The organism is Microcystis sp. LEGE 00066 (assembly GCF_015207925.1).
Classification (GTDB): domain Bacteria; phylum Cyanobacteriota; class Cyanobacteriia; order Cyanobacteriales; family Microcystaceae; genus Microcystis; species Microcystis ichthyoblabe_A.
Map to the genome: position 1 here is coordinate 1 of NZ_JADEVX010000135.1, position 11,902 is coordinate 11,902.

Annotated in this window: 10 protein-coding genes and 3 pseudogenes; 6 read left to right on the top strand and 7 right to left on the bottom strand. The window is 40.4% G+C overall.

Annotated elements, in window-relative coordinates; all coding sequences use genetic code 11:
- Positions 1-376 precede the first annotated feature (376 nt).
- Positions 377-622: a type II toxin-antitoxin system HicB family antitoxin gene (locus IQ224_RS16755; RefSeq protein ID WP_002749457.1), complete on the bottom strand. Its 246-nt coding sequence runs from the start codon at positions 620-622 to the stop codon at positions 377-379.
- A 187-nt stretch (positions 623-809) separates the two neighbouring features.
- Between IQ224_RS16755 and IQ224_RS16760 the strand changes: the two genes are divergently transcribed.
- On the top strand, positions 810-1,457 hold the full coding sequence (locus tag IQ224_RS16760; protein WP_002749459.1) for a DUF3386 domain-containing protein: 648 nt from the start codon (positions 810-812) through the stop codon (positions 1,455-1,457).
- Positions 1,458-1,846: 389 nt separating this feature from the next.
- Positions 1,847-2,083, top strand: a complete 237-nt coding sequence (locus tag IQ224_RS16765) for a NifU family protein (protein WP_002744623.1) — start codon at positions 1,847-1,849, stop codon at positions 2,081-2,083.
- Between the two features lie 185 nt (positions 2,084-2,268).
- Here the strand turns inward: IQ224_RS16765 and IQ224_RS25065 are convergent.
- The 3 genes and pseudogenes from IQ224_RS25065 to IQ224_RS16785 all read right to left on the bottom strand — a co-directional run bounded on the left by IQ224_RS25065 (position 2,269) and on the right by IQ224_RS16785 (position 5,265).
- A pseudogene (locus IQ224_RS25065) lies at positions 2,269-3,592 on the bottom strand (IS4 family transposase).
- 233 nt (positions 3,593-3,825) lie between these two features.
- Entirely contained in the window at positions 3,826-4,605 is a 780-nt protein-coding gene (locus tag IQ224_RS16780; protein ID WP_080612768.1) for an ABC transporter ATP-binding protein, read from the bottom strand.
- Between the two features lie 27 nt (positions 4,606-4,632).
- The gene (locus IQ224_RS16785) at positions 4,633-5,265 is read right to left on the bottom strand and encodes a 2OG-Fe(II) oxygenase (RefSeq protein WP_002749476.1); all 633 of its coding nucleotides are present in this window, start codon (positions 5,263-5,265) and stop codon (positions 4,633-4,635) included.
- A 191-nt stretch (positions 5,266-5,456) separates the two neighbouring features.
- Here IQ224_RS16785 and IQ224_RS16790 point away from each other — a divergent pair, with 191 nt between their 5' ends.
- Together IQ224_RS16790 and IQ224_RS16795 are read left to right on the top strand one after the other, a co-directional pair.
- Positions 5,457-5,702, top strand: a complete 246-nt coding sequence (locus tag IQ224_RS16790; protein WP_002749478.1) for a helix-turn-helix domain-containing protein — start codon at positions 5,457-5,459, stop codon at positions 5,700-5,702.
- 259 nt (positions 5,703-5,961) lie between these two features.
- Positions 5,962-6,453, top strand: coding sequence for a bsaAI (locus IQ224_RS16795; protein WP_036403349.1), 492 nt, complete (start codon positions 5,962-5,964; stop codon positions 6,451-6,453).
- Here the strand turns inward: IQ224_RS16795 and IQ224_RS16800 are convergent.
- On the bottom strand, positions 6,445-7,785 hold the full coding sequence (locus tag IQ224_RS16800) for a DNA cytosine methyltransferase (protein WP_071591888.1): 1,341 nt from the start codon (positions 7,783-7,785) through the stop codon (positions 6,445-6,447). The genes IQ224_RS16795 and IQ224_RS16800 overlap by 9 nt on opposite strands.
- Positions 7,786-7,955: 170 nt before the next feature.
- Here IQ224_RS16800 and pheT point away from each other — a divergent pair, with 170 nt between their 5' ends.
- Positions 7,956-10,391 carry a phenylalanine--tRNA ligase subunit beta gene (gene pheT / locus IQ224_RS16805; RefSeq protein ID WP_002749485.1) on the top strand — a complete coding sequence of 812 codons (2,436 nt, stop codon included), beginning with the start codon at positions 7,956-7,958 and terminating at the stop codon, positions 10,389-10,391.
- A gap of 395 nt (positions 10,392-10,786) precedes the next feature.
- On the opposite strand, the pseudogene IQ224_RS16810 reads toward pheT, so the two are convergent.
- Both IQ224_RS16810 and IQ224_RS16815 read right to left on the bottom strand, forming a co-directional pair.
- A pseudogene (locus IQ224_RS16810) lies at positions 10,787-10,987 on the bottom strand (ATPase); the annotation flags it as partial.
- A 228-nt stretch (positions 10,988-11,215) separates the two neighbouring features.
- Positions 11,216-11,512: pseudogene (locus IQ224_RS16815) on the bottom strand (ATPase); the annotation flags it as partial.
- 180 nt (positions 11,513-11,692) lie between these two features.
- Between IQ224_RS16815 and IQ224_RS16820 the strand changes: the two are divergent.
- Positions 11,693-11,902 (top strand): transposase family protein (locus IQ224_RS16820; RefSeq protein WP_194033085.1); only part of this gene is annotated, 210 nt, incomplete at its 3' end.

Below are 11,902 nucleotides of genomic sequence, written 5' to 3' on the forward strand. Positions count from 1 at the left end.
TTTCCGACAGCGATCGCCGTCTCTTTGTCATTAAGACTGGCTAATTGACAGAGTTTTTCTAGGATAGCTAGGCTGTAAGTCTCACTGTGCATGGATTTCAATGGGTTGAATTTCGTCGAACTCACGTATTTTAACCGCCTATCCTTAAACCCCCCCGATGTTGGTAGGGTTGATTAATAGTAGGGTTGATTAATAGTAGGGTTGATTAATAGTAGGGTTGATTCATGAATCAACCCTACCCCAATGTCGGAGGGGGTTTGCCTCTTGCCTCGTCTCAACAAGCAATTTAAATTAAGAACAGCATAATGTCTTTGCCGGATAGAATGTAGGTTGGGTTGAAGCATGAAACCCAACACCCGCATGGGTTACGCTACCGCTAACCCATCCTACAAATTACTGGCTGTAACTCAAATATAATCTGTAGAGAAGGTTTGGCAACTAGACCGAACTCCCTGGGGTCTTCTCCCTCTAAATGCAGTAAAATGGCTTCTTGGAGATTATTAACCACCTCATCTAAGGTATTTCCCTGGGTGACAATCGAAATTTCCACGCATTCACCTACATATCCTTGTTGTTCACCAGAACGAATAATTGCGGTAACTTTTGGACTTAATTTTGTCATAATTGCTCATGTTTATTTTTTGCTTATTTAGATTTATGGCAATCGAGCAAGGGACGGGTCATTGATCGATTCTAACTGACTTTTCCCTAAGCTGTGGAATTCATCTAGTTTTCTAGAAATCTCGGCCAGAGGCGAAAAAATCAGCGACAATGATATAAATGGAGTTATCAACACAAGTAAAGCGATTATGACTGTAGCCACGACGAACGCCCGAGATATTTTCCGCTCCGCCTACGAAAACCGTTACACTTGGGATGAAGGATTCCCCGGTTACACTGCTGATATTATCCTCACCCAAGGAGAGGAAGTCCATACGGGCAAAATTCAAGTTAATGCCGATTATAGTGTGGAAGTAACGGGCATTGATGACGAGAAAGTGCAAGAAAGTATCTATAATCAAATGCGCGACATCGTTACTCACCGTAAAAGAGGCAATTTTGATGCTTCCCACGGCAAAAACCAGTTTAATTTTGGGCAAGATGATCCCACCGGTGCGGTAGAAATTCTTGTCACCGGCGATGCGATGGGGTCTAATTATAAGGTCCGCGGCCAAGAAATCTGTCAAGTCAGTCGAGTCATGGGACCGATGGCTTTTACTATTAATACCGAGGAAAGTCTCGATACGGGAGAAGGTTATATTTCTATTCGCTATAATGCCATTTTCCGCAATGCTAAAACCGATGAATTAAAGGGAAAACGTGACTTTAAGGAAACCTACGAAAAAATCGGTCATTATTATTTACCCTCCTGTCAAGTGATTAACGCAATCGAGGCCGGGGGCGAAAAATCCACCACAGAATTTACTTTTATCAATCTACAGCTTTTAGAAGCTTAAGGGTTATCCTCGCCCAAAAAGCGTTAGGATTGAAGTAACTAAGTAGGTGGGTATTAAAAATTGTCGGATCCCCCCGCCTATCGGCACCCCCCTTATCAAGCTATCCCTTATAGGGATCTTTCTTAACAATTTTTGCAGTAAGCACTCCAACCCTTATCCTGACTTGATTTCAGTTTTTTCTTTGTCAGTAAGGGTGTCAACAAGGAATATTACAAATTGTTAACCGAGTCTTGAAAGCCTTGTGCTACAAGGGTTTGAAATGTTAAGAAAGATGTGACTAAAGGACAGCCTTATCAAGGGGGGCAGGGGGGATCAAAGACAAAATCTATCTTCAATTTAATTGAAACCACTTACTTACACTCTCATAAATCTCTGACCAGAGGCTGATTATGTCTTTAACACTGACTCCCGATAACGTCGAAAAAGTCCTAGATGAAATGCGCCCCTACCTGATGTCCGATGGTGGTAACGTGGAATTAGTCGAAATCGACGGGCCAGTCGTCAAAGTGCGTCTTCAAGGCGCTTGCGGTTCCTGTCCCAGTTCCACCATGACCCTAAAAATGGGCATCGAACGTCGTCTCCGGGAAATGATTCCAGAAATTGCCGAAGTTGAACAAGCTCTCTAAATCTTGGGTTAATTAATTCTCACCACTGCCCGATTGCTAATTAAATTAGCGATCGGGCATAATATTAATTATATATTTTTTTTCTAAGTAGGTAGGTGTTAAAAACTTTCAGATACCACCCTTATTAAGGGTAGATCCCCCCGCCTATCGGCACCCCCTCAAGGGGTGACAGACAGTTAAAAAGCTTACTTTATAAGGCTCATAGCCGTTAACCCTTTGGAGAAATAAGGGTTTTTCTGGGGTTTGAGGCGGATCAAAGAAAAGGCAAGTTCCGAGAAAGTATCCATCGACTCAACCCAAAAAGTACCATAAGTACCTATCCAAAAATCACTATGTCTTTCAGCAGAACGATTAGATTCTTTGAGGCGACAAATATAAACACGGTGGGCTCTTCTCGACTTTGTGTGATAATTTTTGCTTATGGAATCGTGAAATGTTGACGGAGAAAGACTTTTACGACTATTTTGCCGAAGAAACTATCAGTATAGGCTTCGTTTCCACACAGAAACCGGAAGAGCCCACGGTGGGGTAAAATATTGAGTTGTTGACCCCGTATCGTATTTAAAGAATAGGCGATAGCAATCAATAAAACAAGAGCTAAAAAGCGAGGTTCACTAACTTTAGTCTTCTCGATATTATAACCTCCCGTTTTACAATCTTTGAACATAGCTTCAATTCCAAAACGAGATTCATATAACTTTAAAGTCTTCTCTAAAGAGTCAAGATTGGTAAGAAGATACCAGGGAGCTTCGGCTTGTTTACTACGATAGCGTCTCTGACCGCGAGTTGCCAAATTAAAAGGTCTAAGTTTATGAGAATCTGTATAATAAATTCCTGAGAAAAACTGCTCAGTCCCTGGTTGAATATCCAGAGCTTTTAGAGGTTGATAATTGTCTTCACCTGATAACAGCAAAGATGTTCCCTTCTTTTGCCTCAGAATAAAGACTATACCCTTTTCGTATAGCCACTTTCCTAGTTGAACACTCTGAAATTCTCCATCACCGATCACGACGACTGGATAAGATTTTAAGAGTTTTAACACAGGCTTCAGAAATTTTTTTGTTCCCCCAGATTACTACTTCCTTTTTTATCTAGCAATATCCAGTACACAGGTAAGGCTCTTTTTCCACAAATAACACTGGCTACAAATAAATTTCTTCCTTTCCAATCCGTTCTGTCGATTACCAATAACAGATGTACTAGATGCCTAAGTTTTTTCAGTTTTCTTCTTTGATGTCGATTTTTATTTTTTCTGCTAAACTCTTGCTTAATAATGTGTTTAATTAGCGGAAACCATAACAATTTCACACTTAATTGCGGTAACTTAAGAAACCTCTGTAAATTTCTTCTTCTGCTTTCAAAGGTAATTGGTTGAGGAAATAGGGCAGCTAATCTCTCTAATTGTACCGTTCTGTGACCTTGTAAGAGCAGTATGAGGATTTGCAGGGTAAGATATTGTGCTTCGCTCAGATTAGCTTGTAAACAAGCCTGATAGAATGAGGGTAACATTTTAAATTTTTGAGTGGTTGCCATAACCACTCTATTTCTTTGGGGTACATTTGGCTAGAGTCTTTATCCTGCCTACCTTTAAACCTCTTTGTCACCCCTTGAGATAACCAGCTACTTATCTGTTCAAAGTTTAATCCTAATGCCAATAAACGAGGAATAGAGGCTAATTTTGCCGCTAAGAGGATAAATAACTACACCATACACCCCAAACCCCACTTCCCTCAATTGGCAGTTTACTGAATTGGTCCATCGATACTGCCAGTAAAAAATTGCTTGAGTACGGGTATTTCGGAGTGATAAGCCTCTTGAGTCGGTCCAACCCATTGAAATTGACCTTTATAGAGAAAAACGATGCGATCGGTGGTATTTTCGATGGTGCTGTGGACGTGGGTGACAATGAGATGGGCCCCACAGGCTTTTTTTACCTTGAGAAGTTCCATAATTACCGTCTGGATGCGGGTAGAAGCGACGGGATCGAGTCCGGCAGTGGGTTCATCGTAAAGGAGAATGTTCGCTCGATCGGCGGCGATCGAGGGATCGCTGATAATTGCCCGGGCTAAACTGACGCGTTTTCGCATCCCTCCGGATATTTCCGAGGGATAGAGGTCGTAGGAACCGGACATTCCGACTAAATCCAGTTTTTCTTCCACTAAATCGCGGATTTCGGCTCGTTTTAGCTTTGAGTGGCGATAGAGAGCAAAACCGACATTTTCCCCGACAGTGAGGGAGTCAAAAAGGGCCGATTGTTGGAAAACTAGACCAACACCGAGGGGATCTTCCCCCTGTTCTACGGTTCTCTGGCGTTTTGTGCCATAGACGTACACTTCTCCTCGATCGGGAGCCAGTAATCCAGCGACTAGGCGTAAAATCGTCGATTTTCCTGTCCCCGATGGACCAATCACGCCGATCGCTTCTCCTTCGTACACTTTCAGATCGACGTTATTTAAGATTACTTTCTTCCCGAAAGCTTTGGTCACTCCCCTTAATTCGACGATCGGTTCGCGCATCACCATCTAGAATATCTTTACAAAAATGCCCTTTTATTGTAGATCAACGACCCGATCTTTCTTTTTTTTCTTTTCTGGTTTTATGGTTCGCGATTCTATCTGCATTTCGGGAATCTCTCGCAATTCTTCGGCATCTAAACGATATTGTTCGCAGACAAGACTGAGACGAATACCGGAACAGCTAACGGGATTAACTGAATGGGTGAGATCTCCTTGAAAGAGGATCAGGGTGTTAGCACAAGGACGAATCTGGGCCACGGAACGATTACGGTTTGCTAGTACCAGTTCCCCCCCTTGAATATTCCTAGGAACCTGCACATAAAGGACGCTAACTAGGAGCGGGGGATCGATAGTTTTACAATAGGAGCGCAGGGAGCGATCAATATGGGGATCGACTCGTGAACCGGTTTGTAGGAGTAAGGGGTTAAGATAAAAAGCGTTGCAGTCAGCTTGTAAACTGCGATCAAGATAGGGTTTAAAATAGGGAAAAATTCGTTCGACTTCGCTGATTTGTGTGCGTCGAAAAGCGATGGAAAAGCCTTTAGTTTTAACGAAATCTCGATTTAAATTGTTAACTGTGAAGTGGGGACAAGCGAGAATCTGTCCTTGTAGTTCGCTCAGATAACTGGGAGTGAAAGCGTCGGGATATTGGGAATAGTAAGGCACGGATAGAATCAGAACGGTACGGCAATCTTTAGGATACATTTTTAGTCAAACACAAAATCAGAGTTTTTGCCGCTCCCGAATATAGGTTTATTCAGAATCAGCTTTTGTGACTTATAGTCCGTAGATTAATAGTCATCATAGAAGGAAAATGGACTGTAGAGAATTTCAATATCTTCTTTGGTAGTTTATATATGGCAGGAAAGCTAGTCACTGCTGTTGCTGTGACTGTAAGAAAATTGCGGAAGAAACGTAATCTGAGTCAAGAAGCTTTAGGGTATAGGGCTAATCTTGACAGAACCTACATATCTGGAGTTGAAAGGGGAGTAAGAAACATTACTTTGGACTCCTTAGAACAAATTATTTCAGCTCTGGACATGGATATTGTTACTTTTGTCAATACTGTTGCGGAAGAAATTAATGAGTTATATCATAAATAAACATTCTGATACCAGCTTTTTCTCAAAACAAGGTCAGAAAATAACTATGGATAAAGTAATATTTGAGAATTCATTAGTTGAATGTCATTCTGTTGTTAAAAAAATCGTCCAAGATATACCAGTAGATATATTTAGAATTCTAGGTATGAGAAATCTTTCTGCATTTATTGGTGAGCTATTTGCCATATAATTTGCCAATAAATCCCAGGGATTATTTATCAACAATCCGCATCAAGACGGCTATCCAGATTTGCTGTTAATGGATAAAAATGGCAAAGTTTTTTTTGAACAACTTTCCCAAGAAAGACGAATGCGAGATAAGTCTCCATTTAGTCCATTTGCTAATGGGGGAGTAGAGGTTAAAGCCACTTGTGGCAGTGTTCCTACACCAAGAGAATTAAAGAAGACTGGAAAAGAAAAACCTGATATGGGAGACACAAGAATCGAGGTAATGAAAAGCTATGATTGGAAGGCTCACCATAGAGAAACTAACAATCTTATTGGCATTCTCTGGGATTTTGAGAATACCATACCTCAAATAGTTGCTGTCTTTTTTGGCAACAACTTAACTGACAATGATTGGGGTAAAATTGTTCAGCCAAAAGAAGGCGGTGGAAGAACAACTAGCGTCTCAATTATGTCACGACAAGGCGTTAAGAAAATGTATAAAAACTGGATTATGATCAAGAATGACGATAGATATATTAATTTTGTCAACAAATATAACAAAGACAATTTAATTTCAAAATAGACAGAGCTGCTCATATTTTTCCTTGATTTGCTCCCCAAGAGAACAATCATCATTGAGGATGGATACTAAATGATCAAATATTTTTTGTAATCCAGCAGGTGGAATACTTTCGCCAATTAACTCTCTAATTAGTTTATCACTAACTCTTTTGCCATCTGCCCGTTTCCATGAAAATGAGTATTCGGTAATTGTATGAAGAATCATTGCTTCATACAGAGATAATACTCTATTTTGAATAGGATGTAGTTTATTGTCACTACAAGCATAGGAGAGATTTCGTGTAATTGTACTGGCTGGTGCGTCCCAACTCATTCTTTTATAGGCACTGGTATAACCTTTCATCAACCTGTATTTTCCATCTTCTTTCACCCATGGACGAGGAAGAATGTGTCCACATTTAAGGCAGTAAAGGGGGGTTTCTGTACTAGCTCGATTAATTCCTTCATTATTTTTGCGTGCGCTGTGTGTTGGATTACCATTATATCTACAAACAGGGTTAATACATTGATTATCAAATGAACTTTTTTCTTCTGGTGTATTACTGATCCAAAAATATTTTTCTTCATCTAATAGGGGTACATAGTGATATGGTATATCATCTGATTTAGCAGTTTCTTTTCGTTGAGAGTCAAGTGGTGGTAAATGATATATTGCGTCTCGAACAGTTTTCCATCTAGGAAGTTCTAATCCTTCTTTACTATGAGTTGGTTTAGGAAAAAGAGAATTGTTCTTTTTTAAATAATTCTTCAGTTTCTCATTTTTAGTAAATATTGAAATAAGTCGTTGACGATTCTGCGGGACTCCATAATCAGCAAAATCTATAATGCTAATCGAACTTAAAAACTTATCACCAATACGCTGTTTTATATAATGTAAAATATTTACTAAATAACCGTCTTTCTCGGGAAAGGGTATATAAGTATTTTGCATTTCTGGCACATTTTCCATGACCAGTGTTTCTGCTCCACTAGCCATAAAAACTTCTAGGGTGGGAATGATTAATAAATTTCTCTGGTCGATTTCATTTTTTGAGCCTTTACGAATAGAATTAAGCAGCTTACCTCTGCCATTTCTAGACATACCTTGGCAGGGAGGAGTGGCAAAAACAATGTCTAAATTTTGTCCAGAGAGTCGCTGCTTTGTTTCTGCAACTATCTCATTTTTTTTATCCCATATATCCCCAATAATCATTAGTGATTCTGGGTGGTTAAATTTAAATACTTCTGCACGATCTTTCAATAATTCATTCGCCACTACAACTTCAAATCCCCCAGAGCGAAGAGCCATATCTCCAATTCCACCACAGGCAAATAGACTGATTGCTTTCCTCATCGATTTTCTTACTCCATGTAACTTATAGTCTATAATAATAATTGGCTGAAGGCAACTTTTAAAAATGAGTATCCTCAGCAAACCTGAAAGCGATCTTTCCTGTCAACCCGGTCGCGGTGACAACCCACGGTTTACAATAGTTAAGAACCAACGGCAAGCAAGAATTAACGATGCGGATTTCGATCAACTGGTTACGAGAATTAGTCAAAATTGCCCAATCTCCCCAAGAATTAGCCGAATTATTGACAATTGCGGGAATAGAAGTGGAAGAGATCGAGGATCGCCGAGAATGGGCAAAGGGTGTGGTTATTGGTAAAATTATCGATCGCCAACCCCATCCCAACGCAGATAAACTAAGTGTCTGTCAGGTGGATATCGGTCAGGAAAATCTTAGTACAATTGTCTGTGGTGCGCCCAATGCTAGGGCTGATATTCTAGTTCCCGTGGCTACTTTGGGAACTTATTTAGCCAAAATCAATTTAACGATTAAACCGGCTAAATTGCGCGGGGTAAAATCGGAAGGGATGATCTGTTCCCTCGCAGAATTAGGATTAACTAAAGATTCTGAAGGAATCCACATTTTTAGTCAGGAAAATCTCCCTTTAGGTACAGATGTTCGTCCCCTTTTAGGACTCGATGAGGTGATTTTAGATATTTCTCCCACCGCTAACCGTGCCGATGCTTTGAGTATGATCGGAGTCGCGCGAGAAGTGGCGGCTTTGACAGGAGGAGAATTAAGCCTACCAAAAGTGAAATTAGGGGAATTTTCCTCTAAAAAAGATTTAACGCTAGAAATATCAGAAAATAAAGCCTGTCCTGCTTATATTGGTACGGTGATCGAGGGGGTAAAAATTGGCCCATCTCCGCTATGGTTGCAACAGCGTTTACAGGCTGCCGGATTGCGATCGATCAATAATGTGGTCGATATTACTAATTATGTACTTTTGGAGTGGGGACAACCCTTACACGCTTTCGATCGCGATCGTTTACAAAGTTTTGCCGGAGGTAAATCCGTTACTATTGGGGTCCGTTTTGCCGAGGAAGGGAAAAAAATTATTACTCTTGATGGTCAGGAAAGAAGCTTAAAAGAGCTTAATTTATTAATTACTGCCAATAATAAGCCGGTAGCTTTAGCGGGGGTGATGGGAGGTCAAGATACGGAAGTTAACGAGGAAACCGTTAATCTTGTGCTAGAGTCGGCTTTATTCGATCCGATCGCTATCCGTCGTTCCTCAAAAGCGCAGGGTTTACGCAGCGAATCTTCCGGACGCTATGAACGCGGTGTTAATCCCGCCGCTTTGGAATATGCTTGTCAAAGGGCGATCGATTTGATTCTAGAGTTAGCTGGGGGAACTGTCAGCAGTCAGGTTAAAGCTGATTATCGTGCCGATCAGTCCAGTGGTTCGATCGAATTGCGTTTAGAACGTTTGCAGCAGCTACTGGGTCAAGTTACCCTAGATAGTGGTGCGATCGGTGAAATTCTCGCCGAAGATGTGGAACGGATTTTAGGCAATTTGGGCTGTGAATTGCAGTTAACCTCAAAAAATCCTGTTCTGTGGACTGTGACAGTGCCAGACTACCGTTATCGGGATTTAGAACGGGAAATTGACTTAATTGAAGAAGTGGCGCGACTGTACGGATACGATCGCTTTGTCGATACTTTGCCGGCAAAAACCGCAGCCGGAGGATTATCCTTTGAGGAAACTATACAGCGTCGGCTGCGGGAAGCTTTTCGCGCAGTGGGTTTGACGGAATTAGTCCAGTATTCCCTAGTTAAACCGGAATTAGCGGAAGTTGTCCTCGCTAATCCCCTTTTTGTCGAGTATTCTGCTTTGCGGACTAATCTCCTAGACGGTTTAATCGAAGCGTTTGAGTATAATCAGTCTCAGGGTAACGGTTCCTTAAATGGCTTCGAGATCGGGCGAGTTTTTCGCTTAGAATCGGATAATATCAACGAATACGATGCAATTGCTGGTATTTTCGGCGGTGATTTTTTCCCTGCTGGACGTTGGCTGCGATCGGGTAAAGAGGTGGCCATGACTTGGTATGAAGCAAAAGGCATTTTAGAAGCAGTATTCGATCGCCTTTCGCTGACGGTAAGCTACGAAAAATATGCCGAAGATGCGCGTTTTCATCCCGGACGAACAGCCTCTTTATGGATTGGTAAACAACGTCTAGGAATTTTTGGTCAACTACACCCGCAATTGCGTCAGCAAAAGGGATTAATTGAGGCAGTTTATGCCTTTGAAATCCAGTTCCCGATTCTGTTAGCAACTCTTAGCGATAGTGCCAAAATTACCCCGCGTTTACAGGTCTATTCTACCTATCCGGGGGCAGCACGAGATATCGCTTTCTTTGTTTCCACAGATATACCCGTAGATAGATTGACAAAAACTATCAAAAATGCTGGGGGAACTCTTTTAGAAAAAGTCGAATTATTCGATCGCTATCAGGGGCAGAATGTGCCAGAAAATCATTGTAGTTTGGCCTTTAGTTTAGTCTATCGTGCCAGCGATCGAACTTTAACCGATGAAGAGGTGGAACCTTTAATGACAAAAGTGCGAGAAGCTTTAGTTAAACAGTTCCAAGTTTCTTTAAGAAGTTAAATTCAGCGATCAGTTAACAGTTATCAGACATCGACTTTATAAGTAGGTAGGCGTTAAAAATTATCAGATGCCCCCCTTATTAAGGGAGATCCCCCCGCCTACCGGCACCCCCCTTATCAAGGGAGATCCTCCCGCCTACCGGCACCCCCCTTATCAAGGGGGGCAGGGGGGATCAAACCTAAAATCCATTTTTAATTTAATTATAACCAGCCATTTATTATCTCAAGAATAATCTCACACATCGCTATCAATATCGCTGATTGCCTCTAATTGTTACCAATCAGTTTAAAAGGTTGGAAGGGTTCTTTTTCAGACTCGATCTCCTCTAAGAAATATTACAATCAATCGCTTTTGATATACGCTTTAAAAATAGATGATAATTGAAATCGGTTTTGCTACCTTTGAATTAAATAACGTTGTTGCAAGGATTGTAAACCATTGATTAAATCACTGGCAGATAAATCTAGGTTATTTTTTAACTCCTCTCTAGATAAAGGTTGAGCAACTTTACTTAATTCTAAGGCGATTTGTTGGGCAAGGGGAGAACAGCGACCAAAAATTTGTTTTAAATGAGACTGCATTTTTTTAGTAATAATACCATTTTTCTTTATTCGTGGCAGACATTCTACTCCTTTCTCCCTTTCTAGGAGAGGGTTTGAGGGTGAGAAAAATTAACCATCTCTGCCATTACTTTAGAAAAATGGTATAACTAATACCAATTTTCAATAGTCGTGACTAACATCTGAAAGTGCAACTCCTTTCTCCGAGAGGGATTGCGCTTTGAAATGATCAACTAAGTCTGTCATTACTTTTGAAAAATGATATAAGCTATTTTCTGCCAAGAAATCGTTAACCTTGCCATCAAAAACATCTTTAATCAAAACGGCAATATCGATTAAATAAAAAGGATTACCTTCGTATAATTGAATTAATTCTAACCATCTTTCCCCATCTTGTAAACCTTTATTTTTAAGAAAATCAATCGCTTCAAATCCTGATAATTCTAAGCATTGAATAGGAGAATTTTCTTGATTAAGATAGTCCATTTCCGCCGATTTTTCTTGACTAATGAGAATAAAATGGCTCTGGTGTTGGATTTCTGCAATCAGTTTTAAAAAATGGCTCTTCGGGAATTGTTATGCAAATAATTAACTTAAAATAAAATTCGATGAGAGTACCTACGCCTAAAAGTAGCTGAAATCTATACAGGGAGACACTTACGGCACAAACAAGTTAATATCAAAAGATAGACAATCGAGTTAAGATTTGATATAATAGCCAAAAACCAGAGTATTTTACTTATGATACTTGACAAATTTTTGAACCTAAAAGGAACGTCTATTCAAGGCTATCTACACCTAGAAAATATCGGTATAGTTTGCCAAATCGAATCGAAAAATCAAAAAGCAATCTGTCCTCGTTGTGGGTTAGAGAGCGATAAACTCCACCAAAATCATCGACATTTAGTCAAAGATTTACCAATCTCAGGTCAACCAGTGTACCTACAGGTT